This window comes from Bradyrhizobium sp. HKCCYLS3077 (genome assembly GCF_051167555.1).
In the GTDB taxonomy this organism is placed as follows: domain Bacteria; phylum Pseudomonadota; class Alphaproteobacteria; order Rhizobiales; family Xanthobacteraceae; genus Bradyrhizobium.
Map to the genome: position 1 here is coordinate 12554 of NZ_JBNPTH010000010.1, position 24995 is coordinate 37548.

Genomic DNA, 24995 nt, shown 5'->3' on the forward strand with positions numbered 1-24995 from the left:
ATGCCGACACGAAACCTCGTCGACCGACTCCGCCAGCATGCCGTCCTGCGTGCCGATCATCCGGCGGTCCGCTCCATCGAAGGCGACGAGGTCGTCGACGAGCTGAGCTTCGCCGCGCTGGACCGCCGCATCCGCGCGCTGGCTGCGCATCTGCAGGACCTCGCCGGCACAGGCGAGCGCGCGCTGATCCTGCTGCCCAACGGAGCGGACTATGCGGTTGCGTTCTATGCCTGTCTCTATGCGGGCGTGATCGCGGTGCCGGCCTATCCGCCGGAGACGGGCAAGGCGCGCTACGCCAGCCGGCTCGACGGTATCCTGCACGATTCGGCGCCGCGTCTCATCCTGACCCAGGCGCGGCTGCGCGACGGCATCACGGCGGCGTTCGGAGAGGCGGGAGCTCACATCCTGGCGGTGGACGAGGTCGCGGTCGACGCCGCCGGGTCCTGGCGCGAGACCGAGCTGATGGCGGATGCGATCGCGTTTCTCCAGTACACGTCGGGCTCGACGTCGCAGCCGAAGGGTGTCTGCGTCACGCACGGAAATCTCGTCGCCAACGAGATCGCGATGGAGGCGGTGCTCGAGGGCCATGGCGACGACGTGTTCGTCAGCTGGCTGCCGCTCTATCACGACATGGGGCTGATGGGCGGGCTGCTGAATCCGCTATTCACCGGCTACACCACGGTGCTGATGACGCCGCGCAACTTCCTGGAACAGCCGCGGCGCTGGCTCGAGGCCATTCATCGCCATGGCGGCACCTGCAGCGGCGGCCCGGACTTCGCGTTCGCGCTGTGCGCCGACAGGGTGTCGGATGAAGCCATCGCGCGGCTCGATCTCAGCCGGTGGCGGCTGGCGTTTTCCGGGTCGGAATTCGTGCGCCGCACGACGCTCGAGCGGTTTGCCGCGCGGTTCAAGCCGGCGGGTCTCGATCCGCGCGTGCTGACGCCGTGCTACGGACTGGCCGAGGCGACCTTGCTGGTGACGGCGGCCGATCGCGCGAGCGAGGCGGTGGCCGTCACGCTCGATTCCGCGGCGCTCGCCGCCGGCCGCGCGGCGAACGCGGACGACGGCACCGACCTGATGGCGTGCGGCACCGTGCCCGATGGCCATGCCGTGCGCATCATGCGGACGGACGGCGCGGCCGCGGCCGCGGCCGATGCCGATGAGATCGGCGAGATCTGGGTCGCGGGACCGAGCGTCGCGCAGGGCTATTGGAATAACCCGGAGGCGACGCAGCAGACCTTCGTGGAGCGCGACGGCGCGCGCTGGCTGCGCACCGGCGATCTCGGCTTCATGCGTGACGGCGTGCTCGTCGTCACCGGCCGGCTCAAGGACCTGCTGATCGTGCGCGGCCAGAACATCTATCCGTTCGATATCGAGCAGGCGGTCGAGACCGAGGTCGCGTCGGTCCGCAGGGGACGCGTGGCGGCCTTCCCGGTCGTGATCGACGGCCGCGAAGGCATCGGCATCGCCGCCGAGTTCGGCAGGGCCGTGTCGCGTCGTGCGCCTGTGGACGCGCTGATCAAGGCGATCGGCGATGCGGTCATGGGGCAGGCGCAGGAGTTTCCGGCCGTCGTCGTGCTGCTCAATCCGCAAGCCATGCCGCTGACGACGAGCGGCAAGCTGCAGCGCTCGGCCTGTCGCGCCGGATGGGAGCGGGGCACGCTCGACAGTTTCATGGTGTATGAGCGCGGCCGCGACGCGGCTGTCCGCGTCGACGCCGGGCTCACGACCGAGACCGAGCGCCGCCTCGCCACGATCTGGCAGGATGCGCTGCAGGCGACGACGATCGGCCGCGATGCCGATTTCTTCATGCTCGGCGGCAACTCCATTGCGGCCGCGCAGATCGCGGCGGCGGTGCGCGATGGCTTCGCGGTGGAGCTCGATCTGCGCAGCTTCTTCGAGGCGCCGACGCTCGCGGCGCTCGCAGCCCGCATCGACGCCGCGCAGCAGGGCGGCACGTCGTGGCCGCCGTTGCAGCCGGCGCCCGCCGGGGAGCGCGCGCTGCTGTCGCCGGCCCAGGAGCGGCTGTGGTTCCTGTGGAGCATGGACCCGGCGAGCACCGCCTACACCATCGCCAGCGTCGTCAAGCTCGACGGACCGCTCGATCAGGCGCTGCTGGTGCAGGCGCTGGCCGGGATCGTCGCCCGCCACGAGCCGCTGCGCACGACCTTCGTGGCCAAGGACGGCCGCGCGCGGCAGGTGATCCATCCGACGGCGGACATCGCCGTCGCCATCGAGGATCTGCGGCGCCGTCCGAAGGGCGAGCGCGCGCAGCAGGCGGCGGCGCGCGTGCGCGACGAGCTGGCGCAGCCGTTCGATCTGGTCAACGGCCCCTTGCTGCGCGCCGTGCTGATCCAGCTCGCGGATGATCGCCACGAGCTCCTGCTCACGGCGCATCACATCGTCGCCGACGGCCTGTCGCTCGACGTGCTGCTCGGCGAAATCGCCACGTCCTATCAGCGGCTGCGTGACGGGGCAGGCATGCCGCCGCCGAACGCCATCCAATATGCCGATGTTGCGGCCGGGCAGCGCGCGTGGCTGGCGGGTCCCGAGGCCGAGCAGCAGCTCGCTTACTGGCGCGGACGGCTCGGCGAGACGCATGAGCCGCTCGCGCTGCCGCTCGACCGGCCGCGTCCGGCGGTGCAGAGCTATCGCGGCGAGACGCTTCATGTCGAGATCGACGCGGCGCTCGCCGCAAGGCTGCGCACGATCGCGGGACAACAGCGCGTCAGCATGTTCATGCTGCTGCTCGCGTCCTATCAGTTGCTGCTGTTCCGGTATTCCGGCCAGTCCGACCTGCGCATCGGCGTGCCCGTGGCCGGGCGGCGGCAGGCCGAGCTGGCCTCGCTGATCGGCTGCTTCGTCAACACGCTGGTGCTGCGCGCCGATGTGACCGGCGATATGCGCTTCGCCGACCTGCTGGCGCAAGCGAGGGAAGAGGTCATCTCCGCGCTTGCGCATCAGGACCTGCCGTTCGATCGCCTGGTCGACGCGCTGAGGCCGGCCCGCTCGGGGGCGTACAATCCGCTGTTCCAGATCAAGTTCAACTACATGACCGCGCCGCGCGGCTTCGCGACCACGGACGGTCTGCGCGGCGAGGCCGGGATCGTCGATCTCGCCGGCTCGCATTTCGATCTCGCGCTCGACATCGTCGATGGCGCCGAGGGCATGACCGCGAGCCTCAACTATGCCACGGACCTGTTCGACGCGCCGACCGTCGCGCGCATCGGCCACCAGCTCGTCGATCTCCTGCGGCAGATCGCATCTGGCACCGACACGCCGCTGCGCGACTTCTCGATCGCGCCGGAGAATGTGCAGGCGGTCGCGCAGGAGGAAGCGCGCTTTCCGGCCACGGATATTCTCGACCTGTACGACGCCGCGTTCGCCGGTCGCGGCGACCGGATCGCGCTGCGTCAGAATGCGGTCGCGGTCACGGCCGCCGAGCTCGCGCGCTGGTCGGACCGGATCGCCTCGACATTGGCGCAGGCCGGAGTGGGGCCGGAGACGCCGGTCGCACTGTGGATCGAACGCTCGCCGGCCTTCGTCGCGGCGCTGCTCGGCGTGCTCAAGGCCGGCGGCGCCTATGTGCCGCTCGATACAGCCTGGCCCGGCGAGCGCGTGCAGCGGATCCTGAACGATGGCCGCATTAAAACACTAGTGGCTACAAGCGACCGTCTCGCGGCCGCTGCCGCATTGGATTGCCGCGTGCTCGACGCGGGCAGCAGCGCTGAGTCCGGCGCGACGTTCGTCGCGCGACGGCCGCATCCGGCCCAGACCGCCTACATCATCTACACCTCGGGCTCGACCGGCGCGCCAAAGGGCGTCGCGGTCAGCCACGGCGCGCTCGCGAACTACGTCCAGGCGCTGCTGTCGCGGCTGCCATTGAAGGCAGACGCGTGCATGGCGATGGTCTCGACCGTCGCCGCCGATCTCGGCCACACCGTGCTGTTCGGCGCGCTCGCCAGCGGCGCGACGCTGAACCTGCTCGCCCCCGACGCCGCCTTCGACGCGGACGCCTTCGCCGAGGGCATGCGCGGCGTCGACGTGCTCAAGATCGTGCCGAGCCATCTGCGCGGCCTGCTGCAGGCCCGGGCGTCGGCCGGCATGCTGCCGCGCGAGGTGCTGATCCTCGGCGGCGAAGCCGCTGATCCCGGCCTGATCGCCGACATCCGCCGGCTGCGGCCGCAGTGCCGGATCGTCAACCATTATGGTCCGACCGAAACGACCGTCGGCGTCACGACCCACGCCTGGACCGACGGCGATCTCGGCGGGACCGTCCCGGTCGGGCTGCCGCTCGCCAACCTGCGCGCCGTCATCCTGGATGATGCGTTGAACGTGGTGCCGGCCGGCGTCGCGGGCGAGCTGTTCATCGGTGGTGCGGGACTGGCGCGCGGCTATCGCGCGGCGCCGGGGCAGACGGCGGAGCGCTTCATTCCGGATCCGTTCGGCGCGCCGGGCGAGCGTCTCTATCGCACCGGCGACCGCGTGCGCTGCGATCAGGCGGGCCGCATCGTGTTCCTCGGCCGCCGCGACGACCAGGTGAAGCTGCGCGGCTATCGCGTCGAGCCGGCCGAGATCGCGCGGACGCTGGCGAGACTCGACGGCGTCGCCGACGCCGCGGTGGTCGCACGCGCGATCGACGAAGGGCAGGACCGTCTGGAGCTCGTGGCCTATTGCGTGCCGGCCGCAGCGCCGCTGCAGCCGGAGACGTTGCGGCAGCGGCTTGCGGCGATGCTGCCGGACTACATGGTGCCGTCCCGCATCGTGCTGCTCGATCGCCTGCCGCTCACCGCCAACGGCAAGCTCGACCGGGCGGCGCTGCCTCAGCCCGATGAGACACCGGCCGTCTCCTATGCGGCGCCCATCGGCGAGGTCGAGCAGGCGATCGCCGCGGTCTGGCAGGACGTGCTCGGCCGCGAGAGCATCGGCCGCGACGACAATTTCTTCGAGCTCGGCGGCGACTCCATTCTCAGCCTGCAGATCATCGCGCGGCTGCGCCGGCGCGGGCTGGTGCTGACGCCGAAGCAGATGTTCGCGCAGCAGACGATAGCGGCCCTGGCCGGTGTGGTCGTGACCACCTCCGCACCGTCCAGGACACCGCCGGCAGCAGCCCGCAGCGGGTCGAACGCCCTCTCTGCGGAGCTGCTGCCGATCCAATTGCGGTTCTTCGCCGACGCCATTCCGAATCGCGATCACTTCAATCAGGCCGTGCTGCTGATCCCGCGCGATCGGATCGGATGGGATGTGCTGGAGCGTGCGCTCACGGCCGTCGTCATGCAGCACGAGGCGCTGCGGGTGGCCTATCGCCGCAGCGACGGTGAATGGCGCGCGGCGCCAGCCGAGCAGCCGGCGTCCGATCTGCTCTGGCGTCGCAGCGGCGTTGGTCCCGATGACATCGCAGCGGTCGCTTCGGCCGCTCAGGCCAGCCTTTCGCTTGAGAAGGGCGAACTGCTACGCGCGGTCGGCTTCGATCTCGCCGATGGCAGCCAGCGCCTGCTGATCGCGATCCATCATCTGGCCGTGGATGGCGTGTCATGGCGAATCCTGCTGGACGACATTGCGTCGGCCTGCGCGCAACTGGCCGGCGGCGCCGCTGTCGCCAGCCTGCCGGCCGCGAGTACGTCGCCGCGGCTCTGGGCCGAGCGTTTGCGTGCGCATGCGGCCTCCGACGAGATGGCGGCGGAGCTGCCGTTCTGGCTCGCATCGTCAGGCGGCAGCGATCTGCCGTGCGACGCGGACCATGGCGCCGCCGATCTCGAAGGCGAGGCCGAAGAGGTGGTGCTCAGCATCGATGCCGAGCTGACGACGCGGCTTCTCGATGCAGCGCCGGCGGCCTATCGCACCCAGGTCAACGATCTCTTGCTCGCCGCGCTGGCGCGCGCGATCTGGTCGTGGAGCGGTCGGGACGATGTGACGATCGAGCTCGAAGGTCACGGCCGCGAGGACCTCTTTGCCGATGTCGACCTGACGCGCAGCGTGGGCTGGTTCACGACCGCATTTCCGGTCCGGCTGCGCGGCGGCAGCGCGGAGGCTGGTCCGCTCATCCAAGGCGTCAAGGAGATGTTGCGAGCGGTGCCGGGCCGTGGCCTCGGCTACGGGGTCCTGCGCCAGCTCGGTTCACCCAAGCATCGCGAGGCGCTGGCGCAACTCCCGGCGCCGCGCATCGTCTTCAACTATCTCGGGCGCTTCGAGGGCCTGTCCGGCGAAGGCGCGCCTTACCGGATCGCGCCGGAACATCCCGGACCGATGCGGGCCGCCGATACGCCGCTGCGGGCCTGCCTGACCATCAATGGCGATGTCCGTGACGGGCAGTTGCGGCTTGGCTTCCGCTACGGCCAGCGGCGCTGTCGCCGCGCCAGCGTGCAGCGGCTCGCCGAACTCTACCGGATCGCGCTGGAAAACGTGGTCGATCATTGCCTCAGCGGCGCGGCCGGCCTCACGCCGTCGGACGTCCCGCTGTCGGGGCTCGATCAGGCGACGCTCGACCGGATCTGTACGACGATCGATGCGCGCGAGATCGAGGACATCTATCCGCTCTCCCCGATGCAGCAGGGCATGCTGTTCCATGCGCTCCGCGACGGCAAGGCCGACGTCTATGTCAACCAGCTCGCCGTCGAGCTGCGCGGCGTCACATCGGCGCAACTGCGTGCGGCATGGCAGTCGGCCAGCCTGCGGCATGCGGTGCTGCGAACCGGATTCCTCTGGCAGGACCTGCCGGGACCGGCTCAGCAGGTCGTCTATCGCCAGCTCGACATGCCCGTGGTCGAAGACGATTGGCGCGGCCGCGCGACCGATGCGGACCTCGACGACGCACTCGCCGATGCGGCGCGCGCCGAACGCGGGCGCGGCTTCGACATCGGCCGGCCGCCGCTGCAGCGTCTCAGGTTGATCCGGCTCGGGGACGACCGGGTCTGGTTGGTCTGGACACATCATCACATCGTGCTGGACGGCTGGAGTTCGGCGCGGTTGCTCACCGAGGTGCTGCAGCAGGTCGGCGGAACGGTCGTTGGAACCGTGCAGGGGCGGTACCGTGACTACATCGCCTGGCTGCAATCGCGCGACCCCGCCGCCGCGAGCGAGTTCTGGCGCGACAGCCTGCGCGCTTTTGAACAGCCGACGCTGCTTGCCGACGCGTTGCGCGGCCGCGCCCCGCGTCCGGCCGCAACGGGACCTGGCCGGCTCACCTTGCTGATCGACGGCGATCTCACCGCACATCTGCGGCGGTTCGCGACACGGCAGCGGATCACCATGAATACGCTGCTGCAAGGCGCCTGGGTGCAGCTGCTGCGCCAGTACACCGGACAGGACGCCGTCTGCTTCGGCGTCACCGTCGCCGGGCGTCCGGCCGACCTTGCCGGGGCGGAAGACATCGTCGGTCTCTTCATCAATACGCTGCCGCTGGTCGATCGTGCGCATCCGCAGGCCGCGGTCGGCGACTGGCTGCGCGGCCTGCAGGCGCACAACATCGCGGCACGCGACTACGAATGGATGCCGCTGCACGAAATCCAGCGTCTCGCCGGCCAGAGCGGGCAGCCGCTGTTCGACAGTCTCATGGTGTTCGAGAATTATCCGATCGATCGCGGCTTGGCGGATCGAAAGGATGGCGGGCCATCCATCGGACGGGTCGAGCATGTCACGCCGACCAACTACGCGCTTGCCGTGGCCGTCTTCGAGGGAACGTATGGCCTCCGGCTCGATCTCAACTATGACCGGGCGCAGCTCGACGAGACGGCGGTCCAGCGGATCGGCGCGGCGCTGCAAGACGGCCTCGCGATGCTTTCGGACGATGCGAACCGTCCGACGGGACGTCTTCAGGCGCTCGCCGGCGATCTCCGCGACCGGCTGTTGCGCTGGGGCGGATTGGCCGCCAGTGCGACATCGGAGCCGGAATCGCCGCAGTCCCTCGGCCTCGTCGCGCAGATCGAGGCGCAGGCCAGACGGAGGCCACGAGCGATCGCGATCGTCAGCGGCGCGCGCCGGATCAGCTATCGCGAGCTGAACGCGCGCGCCAATGCACTGGCGCGCCGGCTCAGCGCAAGCATCAGCGGTTCGGATCAGGTGGTCGGCATCGCGCTGGATCGCAACGTCGACATGGTCGTCGCATTGCTGGCGGTGCTGAAGGCGGGCGCCGCCTATCTGCCGCTCGATCCGGACTATCCGTCCGAACGCCTTGCGCACATGATGCGCGACAGCGGCGCCAAGCTGCTGCTGACCGAGGAGAGACTGCGGGACCGCTTCGCGCTGGCGCTGGCCGACAGCGATGCCGAGGCCTGGCTGCTCGACCGCCTCGATGCGGCTGAAGACAGGACCAACCTCGACATCCGCATCCATCCCGAGACCCTTGCTTACGTCATCTACACCTCGGGCTCCACCGGCCTGCCCAAGGGCGTCATGGTCCGGCACGGGGCGGTGACGAACTTCCTGGCGACCATGGCGGAGCAGCCGGGCCTCGCCCAGGATGACCGCGTGCTCGCGCTGACGTCGCTGTCGTTCGACATCGCTGTGCTGGAGCTGTGGCTGCCGCTGACGAAGGGCGCGCGGATCGTGCTCGCCGACCGTGCCGCCGCGCATGATCCGGCGGCGTTGAAGGCGATCGCGGTGAAGCATGGCGTGACACTGATCCAGGCGACGCCATCGAGCTGGCGCATGCTGCTGGACTATGAAGGGAGCGACGCGTGGCTGCCGCAAGGATGCCGCGTGCTCAGCGGCGGCGAGGCGCTTGCGCCTGACCTGGCGCAGCGCCTGCTCGACCTGAGCCATGAGGTCTGGAACCTCTATGGGCCGACCGAGACCACGGTGTGGTCGGCGCGGCATCGGCTGACGGCGAACGATCCCTCGCCAGTGCTGGGCCGTCCGATCGGCCACACGACGCTGCATGTGCTCGACGGCAATCTCAATCTCGCGCCTCCCGGCGTGGCGGGCGAACTCTTCATTGGCGGCGCTGGCCTCGCACGCGGCTATTGGAAGCGCGCGGCGCTCAGCGCGGAACGCTTCATTCCCGATCCGTTCAGCGCGACCGGCGCGCGGCTCTATCGAACCGGCGACCTGGTGCGGTGGCGGGAGGATGGCGTGCTCGATTATGTCGGCCGCGTCGATCATCAGGTGAAGATCCGCGGCCATCGGATCGAGCTCGGCGAGATCGAAGCGCGTCTGCGCGCGGAGCGAGGGGTGCGCGACAGTGTCGTCGTCGCCCGGGACATCGGCGGGAGCCAGCAGCTGCTCGCCTATGTCAGCGGTGACGAGATCCTGGATTGCGCCAGCCTGCGTGCGACGCTTGCCGCGTCATTGCCGGACTACATGGTGCCGTCGCGCGTGATGGTGCTGCCGCAACTGCCTTTGACGCCGAATGGAAAGATCGATCGCAACGCCTTGCCGTCGGCGTCGCACGACGCGGCCGCGCGGCACGACTATGTCGCGCCGCTGGGCGAGATCGAGACCACCCTGGCGCGGATCTGGGCCGAGCTGCTTGGTGTCGACCGGGTCGGGCGCGGCGATCATTTCTTCCAGCTCGGCGGCCACTCGCTGCTGGCGGTGCGGCTGCTCAGCCGCGTGGCTCAGGAGTTCGGAACGTCGATGCAATTGACCGAGCTGTTTGCTCATCCCGAACTGGCGGAGTTCGCGCGGATCCTCTCGATCCATCTGATCGAGACGGAATTCGGCGAGGGCGAGCTCGACGAACTGATGATGGCGGAGCAGTGATGAGCGGACAATCAGGACGGCCCATGCTGCGCGACCTCGACCCGGACGCGCTCCGCGATCTCGCAACGCTGGCGCGGCAACGCCGCCGCAAGGCCGGGGGCCCGACCGCCGATACGATCCCGGTGATCGATCGCGGCGGCAAGCTGCCGCTGTCGTTCGCGCAGCAACAGCTGTGGCTGGTGGCCCAGCTCGACGGCAGCAGCACGAACTACCATCTCGACGCCGTGCTGCGGCTGCGGGGACGGCTCGACGTGGCGGCCTTGCAGCGCAGCTTCCATGCGTTGTTCGCGCGCCATGAGGCGCTGCGGACGGTGTTTGCTGCTGAGGAGGGCGAGCCGCATGTCGTGCTGCTGCCGCCGGACGCTGGTCTGACGCTGCAGATGCATGACCTCGGTGGGCGCACCGATCCCGAGACCCAACTGCGCGACCTCTTGAACGTCTGCGCGCGCGCGCCGTTCGATCTCGCCACGGGACCGCTGATCCGCGGTCATCTCATCCGGATGGCGGACGACGATCACGTCATTCTGCTCAGCCAGCATCACATCATCTCCGACGGATGGTCGATGGGCGTGCTCATGCACGAACTCTCGGCCCTGTATGGAGCCTTCGTGGCCGGGAGAGATGATCCGCTGCCGCCGCTCGTCGTCCAATATCCGGATTACGCGGCCTGGCAGCGCCGATCGCTCTCGGCGCAGCGGCTGCAGCAGGAGATCGCGCATTGGACCGCCGTGCTGGGGGATGCGCCGTCCCTGCTGACCTTGCCGACCGACCGGCCGAGGATCGCGCCGAGGTCGACCGCGGGCGCGGCGGTGCCGATCGTGTTCGATGACGTCGTGTCCGCAGACATCCGGAAATCGAGCCTGACGCTCGGCACAACGCCCTATGTCGTCGTGCTTGCGGCCTGGACGCTCGTGCTGTCGCGGCTCGCTGGTCAAACTGAGGTCGTGATCGGATCGCCCACGGCAAAGCGCGCGCGTCCCGAGATCGAGGGGCTCGCCGGCTTCTTCGTCAACATGCTGGCGCTGCGCGTCGATCTGTCCAATCGGCCGACCGCGGCCGAACTGATCGCGCGCGTCGGCAAGACCGTTCTGGATGCGCAGGCGCATCAGGATCTGCCGTTCGAGCGCCTCGTCGAAGCTCTCCAGCCGATCCGTCATGCGGAGTATAGTCCGGTTTTTCAGGTTGTGTGTGCGTGGCAGAGCGACGCAGCCGGCGCGGTCGCGCTGCCTGGCCTCGTGGTCGAGCGCGTCCCGACCGAGCAGCGCGAAGTCAAGTTCGATCTCGAACTCGATCTCAGCGATGGCGGCGGCCATATCGCAGGAAAGCTGAACTACGCCACGGCGCTGTTCGAGGACGAGACCGTCCGGCGGTACGCCGGATATCTCGTCGCCGCGCTGCGGGCGATGGTCGCCGACATCCAGGCGCCCGTCCATCAGATCGACCTGCTGTCCTCAGAGGAGCGCACGCTACTCCTGGACACCTGGAACCGGACGCCAACCGTCGCCGCATCAGGGCAGTGCATCCAGGAGCTGATCGCGGAGCAGGTTCGACAGCGCCCATCCGCTGTCGCGCTGGTCCACGGCGAGGATCGGCTGACCTATCGCGAACTCGACGTCCGAGCCAATCGTCTCGCGCATCACCTGCAGGCGCTGGGGGCGGGGCCGGATCGCCTGGTCGCGATCTGCCAGCAGCGCGGCATTGCTGCCATCGTCAGCGTGCTCGCGGTGCTCAAGGCGGGCGCGGCCTATCTGCCGCTGGATCCGGCCTATCCGGCACAGCGGCTGCGCGATATCGTCGCCGATGCCGGACCGATGCTGCTGCTCGCCGACGACGACAGCGCCGCAACGCTCGGCGACGTCTCGTGTCCTGTCGTCGACGTGCAACGGGATGCGCCCGCCTGGGCCGAACGGCCCGACAGTGCGCCGGATCTTGCTGCGCTCCGATTGTCACCGCGCCATCTCGCCTACGTCATCTATACGTCGGGTTCCACCGGCCGTCCGAAAGGCGTGATGGTCGAGCACCGCGGCCTGGTCAATCTCGCGCGCGCGCAGATCGCTCTGTTCGATACCGGTCCGGACAGCCGGATCGTCCAGTTTGCCTCCTTCAGCTTCGACGCCAGCGTGTGGGACATCGTCATGGCGCTGTGCGCCGGCGCCGAGCTGCACCTGCTTGGAAGGCGCGAGCATCAGGATGCGTCGGAGCTGATGCGTTATCTGTCCGCGCGCGGGATCACGCACGCGACGCTGCCTCCGGCGATGCTTCAGGGGCGCGCCGATCTTGCGCAGCTCGCAGGTCTCAAGGTGCTCGTTCTCGCCGGCGAGTTGCCGCGCGCCGAGCTGATCCAAGCTCTGCCGGCAGAGATCGCCGTCTACAACGCCTACGGACCGACCGAGGCAACGGTCTGCGCCACCGCCTGGCGCCGGCCGGATGGGTTCGCCGGCAGCGTGGTTCCGATCGGACGTCCGATCGCCAACACACGCATCTACCTGCTGGATCCCGACGGCCTTCCGGTGCCGCGCGGCGCGGTGGGGGAGATCTGGATCGGCGGGGCAGGGGTGGCGCGCGGCTATCTCCACCGCATCGATCTCTCCGAACAGCGCTTTGCGGCCGACCCGTTCGATCCTGCATCTAACGGCCGGATGTACCGGACCGGTGATCTCGGCCGCTATCTGGCGGATGGCAACATCGAGTTCCTCGGCCGCAACGATCACCAGGTCAAGATCCGCGGCTTCCGCATCGAGCTTGGCGAGATCGAATGCCGCCTGAATGCCTTGGCGGGCGTGCGCGATTGCTCCGTGTTGGCGCGGCGCGACGCGCATGACGACCTCAGGCTCGTGGCTTATGTCGTGCCGGCGGAGATCGACAGCGACGGCGCCGCGTGGTCGGCGCAACTGCGGGCACAGCTGCAGTCCTGCCTGCCGGACTACATGGTGCCCGCGGCGATCGTGCGCCTCGAAGCGCTGCCTTTGACGCCGAATGGCAAGGTCGACCGCCAGGCGCTGCCGGCGCCGGACGAGCAGGCGATCGCGCGCGGCGTCTACGATCCTCCGCAGGGGGACACCGAGCGGACGCTTGCGGCGATCTGGAGCGAACTGCTCGGCATCGAACGCGTCGGTCGCGCTGATCATTTCTTCGAGCTCGGCGGCCATTCGCTGCTGGTCGTGCGTCTGCTGGACCGCTTGAAGCGTCACGGGCTGGCGGCGAACGCGCAGAGCGTCTTCGCCAAGCCGGTGCTGCGCGATCTTGCAGCGAGCCTGCGGCAGGTTGAGGAGAGCACAATTCCCGCCAACCTGATCACGGCAGAGACGGCTCTCATCACGCCGGACGTGCTGCCGCTGATCACGCTGAGTCAGCCGGAGATCGACCGGGTCGTCAGCCAGGTGCCGGGCGGAGTCGCCAACATCGAGAACATCTACGCGCTGTCGCCACTGCAGGAAGGAATCCTATTCCATCATCTGCTGGCGACGGAGGGCGATCCCTACGTCCTGGTCGCACAGATGGCGTTTGCCGGGCGCGATCTGCTGGATCGCTATCTCGCCGCTGTCCGCGAGGTGATCGCGCGTCACGACGTGCTGCGGACCGCGATCGTCTGGGATGGCTTGTCCGTGCCGGCGCAGGTGGTCTGGCGCAACGCGCCGCTCGATGTCACCGAGGTTCAGCTCGCGGGCCATGAGCCGGCGCAGCTTGAACTGGCACGGCGCTTCGATCCGCGATCGAACCGGCTGGATGTCTCGAAGGCGCCATTGCTGCAGTTCGTCGTCGCGCGCGATGGAGAGACCGATCGCGTGCTGGTCTTGATCCTGCTGCATCATCTGATCGGCGATCATTCGACCTTGCAGGCGATGCATCAGGAGGTCCAGGCCATCCTGGCCGATCGCCGTCACGACCTGCCGGCACCGGTGCCGTTCCGGAATCTCGTCGCCCGGACGCGGGATCCGGCCGGCCACGATGCGCAGCAACGGTTCTTCCGCGACATGCTGGGCGATATCGACGCGCCCAATGCGCCGTTCGGCCTGACCGAGGCGCGCAGCGACGGACAGGGCGTCAACGAGGCCAAGCTGGCCCTGCCTGCCGCGCTCGACGCACGGCTGCGCGCGCAGGCGCGGCGGCTCGGTGTGAGCCTTGCCAGCCTTTGCCATCTCGCCTGGGGGCAGGTGCTGGCGCGCAGCAGCGGGCGCGAGCAGGTCGTGTTCGGCACCGTGCTGCTCGGCCGCATGCAGGCGGGGCACGATACCGGCCGCAGCCTCGGCCTGTTCATCAACACGCTGCCCTTGCGGCTCGACCTCGACCTCACGCCCGTGGCCGACAGCGTCCGCATCGCCCATGCCCGGCTGGCCGAGCTGATGGCGCACGAGCACGCTTCGCTGGCGATGGCGCAGCGCTGCAGCGGCGTGTCGCCGGCGACGCCGCTGTTCTCGGCGATCCTGAACTATCGGCATAACAATGGACAGGCGCGGCAAGGCGAGGCGGCGGCGCAGGTCCTCGACGGCGTCGAGTGGCTCGGCGCGGAGGAACGCACCAACTACCCGCTGATGCTGGCGGTGGATGATGACGGCGACGGACTGCGCCTCACGGCGCAGGTCGTTGCCGCCATCGCACCAGAGCGGATCTGCGCGATGATGCAGACCTCGCTGGAGCAAATGGTTCGGGCGCTCGAGACCGCACCGCAGACTCCCATGTGCAGGCTGGACGTCGTTCCGCCCGATGATCGCGCGCGACTGCTGAATGACTGGAACGCGACCGCGCTGAGCTGCGCGGATGCGCTCTGCGTACATCGCCAGTTCGAGCGCAATGCCGCGCGCAGGCCTGATGCGATTGCGCTCGTCCGTGGCGAGGAGACGATCAGTTACGGCGAACTGAACGCACGGGCGAACCGGCTGGCGCGGCGGCTCAGGGCGCGCGGCGTCGGCACGGATGCGGTGGTCGGGCTGGCGCTGGAGCGCGGCGTGACGATGATGGTGGCGCTGCTCGCGGTGCTCAAGGCGGGCGCGGCCTATCTGCCGCTCGATCCGGACTATCCCGCCGCGCGGCTCGCCCACATGCTGACCGACAGCGGTGCGACCCTGCTGCTGACGCAGGAGGCGCTGCAGGCCCGGTTCGTGCCCGTGCTGGCCGACAGCGGAGCGGACGCCTGGCTGCTCGATGCGGCCGGCGGCGATGATGCCGGCGATGCGAGCGATCTCGGTGTCGCCGTTCACGCCGAGAGCCTGGCTTACGTCATCTACACCTCCGGCTCGACCGGGCAGCCCAAGGGCGTGATGGTGCGGCATGGCGCGCTGACGAACTTCCTCGCGACCGTGGCCGAGCAGCCCGGGATGACCGCGACAGATCGCGTGCTCGCGCTCACCTCGCTGTCGTTCGACATCGCGGTGCTGGAGCTGTGGCTGCCGCTGGCGACAGGCGCGCGGATCATCCTGTCCGACCGCACGGCTGCGACCGATCCGGCGGTGTTGCAGGCTCTCGTGGCCGCGCAAGGCGTCACCATGATGCAGGCGACGCCGTCGAGCTGGCGCATGCTGCTCGATCACGGTCGGATGGAGACATGGCTGCCCGCGCAATGTCGCATCCTGAGCGGCGGCGAGGCGCTCGCGCCGGATCTCGCGCGCCGGCTGGTGGCGCATGGACATGAGGTCTGGAATCTCTATGGGCCGACCGAGACGACGGTGTGGTCGGCGCGGTATCGGCTGGATGCGAACGCTGCGTTGCCGCTGCTCGGCCGCCCGATCGGCAACACCACGCTTTATGTGCTCGATGGCAATCTCGATCTCGCACCGATCGGGGTTGCGGGCGAGCTCTTCATCGGCGGCGCGGGATTGGCGCGCGGCTATTGGACTCGGGCGGCGCTCAGCGCGGAGCGCTTCATTCCCGATCCCTTCGGCGTCGCGGGCGCGCGACTCTATCGTACCGGAGACCTGGCCCGCTGGCGCGATGACGGCGTGCTCGACTATGTCGGCCGGGCCGATCACCAGGTGAAGATCCGCGGCCACCGGATCGAGCTCGGCGAGATCGAGGCGCGCCTGCGCGCCCAGCCTGGCGTGCGCGACAGTGTCGTCGTGGCGCAGGAACTCGTAGGCGGTCAGCAACTGGTCGGTTATGTCGCGGGCGAGGCCTGTGACGCGGCTGCTTTGCGGGCGGCGCTTTCGGCGGAGCTGCCGGACTACATGGTGCCGTCGCGCGTGATGGTGCTGGCGCAGCTGCCGCTGACGCCGAATGGCAAGATCGATCGCAAGGCGCTGCCGCGCGCCGATGCCGGCCTCGTCGCGCGCGAACGGGTCGCGCCGCGAAATCCGATCGAGGCCGCGCTGGCGTCGATCTGGGCCGAATTGCTGCGCCGGCCCGACGTCGGCATCACCGACAATTTCTTCGAGCTCGGCGGCGACTCGCTGGTCGCGGTCCAACTCGTCAGCCGCATCAGGCGCGACATGGGGCAGGACCTGCCGCTGAAGCGGCTGTTCGAACTGACCACCATCGAGGCCATGGCGGCGGCGCTGACGTCGGCCCCGCCGACGAGCCCGCGCAGCGACGACATCGCCGTCATGTTCGATCTGCTGGAAGAAGTCGAGTTCACCCATGAATGATCAATCCGGATTGCAGGCCCAGCAGCTCAGCGAGATCGCCCGCCGGCTGGCGCGGCTCGATGCCGGCAAGCAGCGCGCCTTCCTGGCGCAACTGGCCGCCAAGGGAATCGATCTGTCGATCCTGCCGATTCCACGCCAGCGTCTCGACCGCGCGCCGCTGTCGTTCGCGCAGGCAAGACTGTGGTTCCTGTGGCGGATGGATCCGGCGAGCCCGGCCTACAACATGCCCGTCGCGCTGCGTCTGCGCGGCAACCTCGATCTCGCCGCGCTCAAGGCTGCGCTCGATGCGCTGGTCGTGCGTCATGCCGCACTGCGTACGGTGTTCCGCCAGGACGGCGCTGCGCCGGAGCAGATCGTGCAGGCAGCGGCGCCGCTGGCGCTGCGCCGGATCGCGGTCGACGGCGATGATCGCGAGCAGCAGGCGCATCGATTGCTGAGAGACGAAGCGGCGAGGCCGTTCGATCTGGAGAACGGGCCGCTGGTGCGGGCCGCGCTGCTGATCCTCGGCGCGCAGGATCACATCCTCACGGTGACGCTGCACCACATCATCGCCGACGGCTGGTCGTTGCAGGTTCTCACCGACGAATTCTGGCAGCTCTATCGCGCGGCTGTCTGTGGCGATGCTACGGCGTTGCCGGCGCCCGAGATCGACTGCGGCGATGTCGCGAGCTGGCAGCGGATGTGGATCGGCGCGAGGGAGGGAGAGCGTCAGCTCGACTACTGGACCGAACGCCTGCGCGACACGGTGATGCTGCAGCTGCCGCTCGACCGGCCCCGCTCGGCGGAGGCGCACCAAGCCGGCGATGCCGTGCGACTCCTGCTCGATGCGGATCTCCGCGATCGCCTGCGCGGTCTGGCACAGCAGCAGCGGACGACGCTGTTCGTGGTTCTGCTCGCCGCGCTAAAGCTGGTGCTGCATCGCTACAGTGGCCAGACGGACATCTGCGTCGGCGTGCCGCTCGCCAACCGGGACCGGCCGGAGACAAGGCGGCTGATCGGCCTGCTCGTGAACACGCAGGTGCTGCGGACCAAGCTCGACAGCCGGCGTACCTTCGCCGACCTCATCACCGCGCTGCACGAAACGTCGATCGAGGCGCAGGCGCATCAGGACCTGCCGTTCGAACGTGTGCTGGAGGTGCTGCAGCCGCAGCGCAGCCTCAGCCAGAACCCGCTGTTCCAGGTGCTCTACAATCACCAGCGCCGGCCGGAGCCGGTCGCAGCGCCGGAAGAGGGCGGCCTGCAGATCGAGACGATCGCGGCCACGGTCAACACGGTGAAGTTCGATCTTGCCGTCGATACCGAGGAACTGGCCTCGGGCGACATCGCGGCGCAATTCTCCTTCGCCACCGCGCTGTTCGACCGCTCGACCATCGCGCGCCTCGCGGCCCACTGGCGCGCGGCGCTCGAAGCGATGGCCGCCGATGCGGCGTGCACGATCGCAAGGCTGGAGCTGTTGTCGGTACAAGAGCGCGACGACGTCAGAAAGTGGAATGCATCTGCCTGGGGACCTGAACCATTCGTACCCGTGCATCGCATGTTCGCGCAGCATGCGAAGGACGCGCCCGAGGCCACGGCATTGGTCTTTGGCGACGAGACGATCAGCTACGAACAGCTCGACCGGCGCGCCAATGCCATCGCCCGGCATCTGATGGCGCACGGCGTGCGTCCGGGCGACCTGGTCGGCATCGCGATGCCGCGCTCGCCGGATCTCATCGCCGCATTTCTCGCGGTGCTGAAATGTGGCGCGGCCTATCTGCCGCTCGATCCCGATCATCCGCCGGCGCGGCGCGCGGCCACGGTCCGTGACGCCGGAGTCGCCGTCGTGATGGTTCGAGGTGATGCGGACATGCCGGCCATGGCCGCGGCCCGCGTCGTCGATCTGGCGCAGCTTCCGGCGGACGCAGGCGGCAGCGATTCCGCGGTCGAGGTTCATCCGCAGAGCGTCGCTTATGTGATCTATACGTCCGGCTCGACCGGGATGCCCAAGGGCGTCGCCGTCGCGCATCAGCCGTTCGCGATGCATTGCCGCGCCACGGCCGAGCTCTACGAGATGGACGCGCGTTCGCGCGAGCTGCACTTTTTGTCCTTCACGTTCGACGGCGCCCATGAGCGGCTGTGGACCGCGCTGAGCTGCGGCGCTGCCCTGGTGATGCGCGACGCCGAGCTGTGGTCGGCGGAGCAGACACTCGATGTGATGCGCGCACGCGGCGTCACCAATGCCGGCTTCCCGCCGGCCTATCTGCAGCAGCTCGCCGACTTCGCGGCCTGGCGCGGCGATCCGCCGCCGGTGTCGCTCTATTCTTTTGGCGGCGAGGCGATGCCGAAATCGGGCTTCGACAAGGTGAGGTCCGCGCTGCGGCCGCGCAAGCTGATCAACGGTTATGGCCCGACGGAGACGGTGGTCACGCCGCTGGTCTGGAAGGTGGAGGCCGATGTCGAGATCGACTGCGCCTATGCGCCGATCGGCCGCCCCGTCGGCCGGCGATCGGCCTATGTCCTCGACGGCGATCTGAACATCGTCCCGGTCGGTGTCACCGGCGAGCTTCATGTCGGTGGCGAGGGACTCGCGAGCGGATATTGGCACAGGCCGGCGCTGACGGCCGAACGCTTCGTGCCGGACCCGTTCGGTGCTCCTGGCGCGCGGCTCTATCGCACCGGCGATCTCGCGCGCTGGCGTGGCGATGGGGTGATCGACTATGTCGGTCGATCCGACCATCAGCTGAAGATCCGCGGCTTCCGCATCGAGCCCGGCGAGATCGAAGCCCGCCTGATGCGCCAGCCCGGTGTGCGCTCAGCGGTGGTGACTGGCCGCGACATCGCCGGACGAATGCAGCTCGTGGGCCATGTCTCCGGTGAGGGAGAGCTGGACGAGACGAGGCTGCGGGCAGCGCTGTCGGAGGAGTTGCCGGACTACATGGTTCCGGCGCGCATCGTCGTGATGAACGATCTGCCGCTGACGGCGCACGGCAAGATCGATCGCGATGCCTTGCCGCTTCCGGCCATCTCATCTGCGGATACGGACTACGTCGCGCCGCAATCGCCGGCCGAGATCGAGTTGGCGGCGGTCTGGGCCGAACTGCTCGGCCGCGAGCGCGTCGGTCTCAACGACAATTTCTTCGAGCTCGGCGGCGACTCCATCATCTCGCTGCAGGTGGTTGGCCGCGCCCGCCAGCGCGGCCTGGTGATCGAGCCGCGCGATCTGTTCCGGCATCAGACGCTGCAGGAGCTGGCGCGGATCGCGCGTCGCGCGCAGGCCAGCGCTGTGGCGGTGGAGCAGGAACTGCAGGACGGCGATTCCGTGCCGCTGCTGCCGATCCAGCGCCGCTTCTTCGCGGAAGAGGCCGGCGAGCGGCAGCATTGGAACCAGGCCGTGCTGCTCGAGCCCTCGACACGGCTCGACTGGCGCGCGATGGCGCGCGCGATCGACGCGGTCGTGGCGCATCACGATGCCCTGCGGCTGCAATTTCATGAGAACGACGGCGTCTGGCAGGCGAGCTATGCGCCTGCGCTGCCGGGCGCCGATCTGCTCTGGACCCGCGACGTCGCGGATGCCGCCGAAATCACGGCGGTTGCGACCGAGGCCCAGACCAGCCTTCGCCTCCATGGGCCGCTGCTGCGCCTGGTCGGGATGAACGTCGCGGATGGCAGCCAGCGGCTCCTCATCGTCGTCCATCATCTCGTGGTCGACGGCGTGTCCTGGCGCATTCTGCTCGAAGACATCGCGAGTGCCTATGAACAGGCCGCGCGCGGGACCGTGGCGATCGCGCTGCCGCCGAAGAGCCTCTCGGTTGCCTCCTGGGGCATGCAGCTCGAAGCCTATGCAGCCAGCACCGATCTGGCCGGCCAGCTCGACTATTGGACGACGCGCACGGTCGAGGCCGACCTGCCATGCGATGACGCGCATGAGGATGTCGATCGCGTCGCCGACGGCGAGGATGTGGCCGTCGTCTTCGATGCCGATCTCACCACCCAGCTTCTTAAAGAGACGCCCGCGGCCTACCGGACCCAGGTCAACGATCTGCTGCTGGCCGCCTTGGCACGTGCGGTCCATCGCTGGAGTGGGCGCGAGGAGTGCCTGGTCGAGCTGGAAGGCCATGGCCGCGAGGATCTTTTCGAAGGCGTCGAGCTGTCGCGAACCGTCGGGTGGTTCACGACCGCGTTTCCCGTGCGGCTGTCGGGCGCGGCGCGCGACGATGCCGCGCTGATCAAGTCGGTCAAGGAGGAGCTGCGCGCGATTCCAGACCGCGGGCTCGGCTACGGCGTGCTACGCTACTTGGGAAGTCCCGACCAGCGCGCGGCGTTGGCGGATGGCGCGGAGCCGCGGATCGTCTTCAATTATCTTGGCCAGTTCGGCGCGAGTCTGGGGGCGGGCCAGGCCTTCGCGCTGGCGACCGAAAGTGCGGGGCCGTCGCGCAGCTCCACCGCGCCGCTCGGCCGCTGGCTCAGCATCAACGGCCAAGTGCTCGATCGCGAGCTGCGGCTGACCTTCAGCTTCGGTCGCAGGCGCTATCGTCGTGTGACGATCGAGCGGCTGGCTGCGTGTTATGATGCAGCGCTGCGTGAGCTTGTCGCGTATTGCCGGAGCGGCGTTCGCGGCCTCACTCCGTCCGATCTGCCGCTCTCGCGCCTCGGCCAGGCCGAGCTGGACACGCTCGGTGCTGCACTCGACTGGCGCGAGATCGAGGACCTCTATCCGCTGTCGCCGATGCAGCAGGGCATGCTGTTCCACGCCGTGCGTGATGGCGACAGCGGCAATTATGTCAGCCAGATCGCGGTCGATCTCAGCGGCGCCGATCCGGCGCGCCTGCGCGCGGCGTGGGAGGCGGTGACCGCCCGGCACGCGGTGCTGCGGACCGCCTTCGTCTGGCGCGAACTATCCGGCGCGCCGCAGCAGGCGGTCTATCGGCACGCGCCCGTTCCCTTCGTCGAGAATGACTGGCGCGACCGGGTCAACGGCATGGATCGGGCGGCGCGCGACGCCGCACTGGCCGAAGCGGCGAAGGCCGATTGGACCGCTGGGGTCGATCTCTCCCGGCCGCCGCTGCAGCGGGTCCGTCTCATCGATCTCGGCGGTGGCGTCCATCGCCTGATCTGGACCCATCACCACATTCTGCTCGACGGCTGGAGCGCGGCCCGGCTGATCGCCGAGATCATGCAGCATCATCGTGGTGCTGCGATGCCGGCACCACGCGGCGTGTATCGCGACTACATCGCATGGCTGCAGCGCCAGGATGCTGCGGCGGCGAGTGCGTTCTGGTCGAAGTTGCTGTCTGGCCTGAATGAGCCGACCTTGCTGGGCGACGCCCTGGGCGGACCGCGCGAACCCGCCACCGGCCATGCCTCCGTGGATCTCGTCCTCGACGCCGCACAGGCCGAGGCGCTTCAGGTCGTGGCGCGCCGCGAGCGCGTGACCTTGAACACGGTGCTACAGGGCGCCTGGGGCCAGTTGCTGCGGCGGCTGACCAACCAGGACATCGTCTGTTTCGGAGCCACGACCTCCGGGCGGCCGGCGGAGATCGCCGGCGTCGAAGCGATGGTCGGTCTGTTCATCAACACCCTGCCGGTGCTCGACGATGCGCACCCGCAGACTCCGGTTGGCGACTGGTTGCGCGGCCTGCAGACGCGCAATGCCGAGCTGCGTGAGCACGGCTGGATGCCGCTGTTCGAGATCCAGAGGCTCGCCGGCCGCGCGGGGCGCGCGCTGTTCGACACCATCTTCGTGTTCGAAAACTATCCGGTCGACGAGGCCTTGCGCGACCAAACAGGCGATGGACTGCGCGCGGATCGCGCCGAGCAGATCTCGATCACCAACTATGCACTGACGGTCGCCGTGTTCGTCACGGAGACCGGCATCCGGCTCGGATTCCGTTACGATCGCAGCCGTTTCGATCAGGTGCAGATCGCGCGGATCCAATCCGCCTTCAAAGTCCTGCTCGCGCAGATCACCTCGCAATGCGATCGGCCGCTCGCCCGGCTGCATGGGCTGGATATGAATGCGGCGCAACGCGTGCTTGGCTGGAGCGCGGGACAGGCCGCATCGATCGCGTCTGCTGACTTCGTCGACGTCGTAGCCCAGATCGAACGGCAGGCGGCGCTTCGTCCCGATACCACCGCCTTGATCTTCGGACACGAGAGCCTGAGCTATGCGGAGTTGAACGCTCGCGCCAATGGATTAGCTCGGCAGCTTCGTCAGTGCGGCGCTGCTACTGATGCGCCCATTGGGCTCGCCTTCGAGCGTAGCATCGATCTGATCGTGGCGGTGCTGGCGGTGTTGAAGGCGGGCTGTGGCTATCTGCCGCTCGATCCCGACTATCCTGCCGAACGGCTCGCTGCGATGCTGCGCGATAGCGGCGCACGGCTCGTCGCCACGCAGACCGAATTGCTCGACCAGCTCGGTCCGGTCGCGAGAGCGTCCGGCATCGATCTGCTTGCGGTCGATGGTTCCGAACGTGATGGCGACGAAGCTCCGAGAGACTGCAGCGATCTCCGGCTTCCTGCGCATGCCGAGAGTCTCGCTTATGTGATCTATACGTCGGGGTCGACCGGCACGCCAAAAGGCGTCGCCTGCACACGCGGCGCGCTGGCGGCGCGGTTGTCGTGGATGCAGCGGGAATATCAGCTCGAGCAGACCGAGACTCTGCTGCAGAAGACGCCGTTCAGCTTCGATGTCGCCGTGTGGGAAATCCTGTGGCCGCTGGCGGTAGGCGCGCGGCTTGCGATCGCGGCTCCCGGGGCGCACCGCGAGCCGAAGCGCCTGATCGACGCGATCACTCGGCATGATGTGACGACGCTGCACTTCGTGCCGCAGATGCTTGCGCAGTTCATCGCGGAGCCGGATGCTTCTCGTTGCGTCACGTTGAAGCGGCTGTTCTCCGGCGGCGAGGCGCTGTCGATCCCGCTGATGCAGCAGGTCCAGGCCCTGTTTCCAGCCGTCCGCTTCGACAACCGCTATGGGCCGACGGAAACGCTCATCAATGCCAGCTTCTGGCGTTGCCGGGGGGAGCCTGGACCGGGTGTGCCGATCGGCTATCCGATCCCGGGCACGGTGCTGCGCATCCTGGATGCCGGCCTCAATCTCGTCGATCAGGGAACGCTGGGCGAGCTGTATATCGGCGGCGAGGGGCTGGCGCGGGGCTATCTCGGTCGCGCGGCGCTGACGGCGGAGCGCTTCATTCCCGATCCCTTCGGGCCTGCGGGCGCGCGGCTCTATCGCAGCGGTGATCTGGCGCGATGGCGCGACGACGGCGCGATCGACTATGTCGGCCGGGCCGACCACCAGGTGAAAGTGCGCGGCTTCCGCATCGAACTCGGTGAGATCGAGGCGCGCCTGTTGCAGCAGCCGTCGGTACGTTCGGCGGCGGTGATCGCACGCGAGATCGGCGCCGGCCGGCAACTCGTCGGATATGTCTGCGGCGAAGGCGTCGGCGAGGAAGCCGAATTGCGCGCTGCGCTCTCGGACGTGTTGCCGGACTACATGGTGCCGGCGCGGATCGTCAGGCTCGATCGTCTGCCGCTGATGCTGAACGGCAAGGTCGATCGCCATGCGCTTCCGGCGCCCGAGGCGCCGGACGCGCGCCTGCGCGTGGCGGCGCGTACGCCGGCCGAAACCGCTCTGGCGTCGATCTGGGCCGAGCTGCTGCATCAGCCCGACGTCGGGATCACCGACAACTTCTTCGAACTCGGCGGCGACTCCATCATTTCGCTGCAGATGGTCAGCCGGGCCCGCCGCGCGGGCCTTCTGATCGAGCCGCGCGACGTGTTCAAGCACCAGACTCTCGAACACCTCGCGCGTGCGGCGCGGCCAGTTGCTGATATCGAGACGACGGCGGAGCAGGGCGCCGTTGCCGGCGAACATCCCTTGCTGCCGATCCAGCTGCGCTTCTTCGAGCAGGAGCTGGAGCAGCCGGATCATTGGAACCAGGCGCTGCTGCTGCGGCCGCGGCAGCGGCTCGACTGGGATGTGATGCGGGATGCGGCCGTGGCCGTGGTCGCGCATCATGATGCGCTTAGGTTGCGCTTCGAACGGATCGGCGGCGCATGGCAGGCTCAGCATGGGCCCGCGCCTGAGGTCTCCGACCTGTTCCAGACCTGCGCGCTGGACAATCCTGCGTTGGTGACCGTCCGCGCCACGCAGGCTCAGGCAAGCCTCTCGCTCAGGCACGGACGGCTGGTGCGCATGGTCGGCATGGATCTCCCTGGGGGTGAGCAGCGCCTGCTGATCGTGATCCATCACCTCGTGATCGACGGCGTATCGTGGCGCGTCCTGCTGGAGGACCTTGCCTCGGCCTATGCGCAGCTCGGCAACGGGACCCAGCCGGCGCTGCCGCCCAAGACGCATGCCTATGCGCAATGGGGCGCTGCGTTCCGGACCTTCGCAGCGTCCAACGAGGTCGCCGCCGAGCTCGATCATTGGTGCGCCATCCAGCAGCACGGCGGCTCCCTGCCATGCGATGATGACCGCGCCGAACCTGCCACGATGGCCGATGCGGAAGAGGTGTCGCTCTCGATCGAGGCGGAGCTGACGTCGCGGCTGCTCGGACCGGTCCACATCGCCTACAGAACTCAGGTCAACGACCTCCTGCTGTCGGCACTGGCGCGCGCGCTGTGGCAGTGGTCCGGCGTCGAGACCGTGGCCATCGAGCTCGAAGGTCATGGCCGCGAGGAGCTCGGCCGCGGGCTCGACCTGTCGCGCACGATTGGCTGGTTCACGACGGCGTT

3 protein-coding genes (1 of these 3 cut by a window edge) are annotated in these 24995 nt (G+C 68.7%); all 3 read left to right on the forward strand.

Annotation, left to right across the window (positions count from 1 at the left end):
• Tightly spaced (each overlapping or abutting the next), the 3 genes in view from ACQR0Z_RS31620 to ACQR0Z_RS31630 form a layout consistent with a single transcriptional unit that may run on beyond the window.
• On the forward strand, window positions 1-9699 hold the full coding sequence (locus ACQR0Z_RS31620; protein WP_434921334.1) for an amino acid adenylation domain-containing protein: 9699 nt from the start codon (window positions 1-3) through the stop codon (window positions 9697-9699).
• Window positions 9699-16277, forward strand: a complete 6579-nt coding sequence (locus ACQR0Z_RS31625) for an amino acid adenylation domain-containing protein (protein WP_434921248.1) — start codon at window positions 9699-9701, stop codon at window positions 16275-16277. Before ACQR0Z_RS31620 ends, ACQR0Z_RS31625 begins: the two co-directional genes overlap by 1 nt.
• On the forward strand, window positions 16270-24995 hold the 5' portion of the coding sequence (locus ACQR0Z_RS31630) for a non-ribosomal peptide synthase/polyketide synthase (protein ID WP_434921249.1). It continues 7675 nt past the right edge of the window; the window shows 8726 of its 16401 coding nt (coding positions 1-8726); the start codon lies at window positions 16270-16272; the stop codon falls past the right edge of the window. The genes ACQR0Z_RS31625 and ACQR0Z_RS31630 overlap by 8 nt, the downstream gene beginning before the upstream one ends.

What these genes read in the sequence shown, in the direction of transcription:
- ACQR0Z_RS31625 (WP_434921248.1), top strand. Translation starts at nt 9,699, where the DNA reads ATGAGCGGACAATCAGGACGGCCCATGCTGCGCGACCTCGACCCGGAC.
- ACQR0Z_RS31620 (WP_434921334.1), top strand. Translation starts at nt 1, where the DNA reads ATGCCGACACGAAACCTCGTCGACCGACTCCGCCAGCATGCCGTCCTG.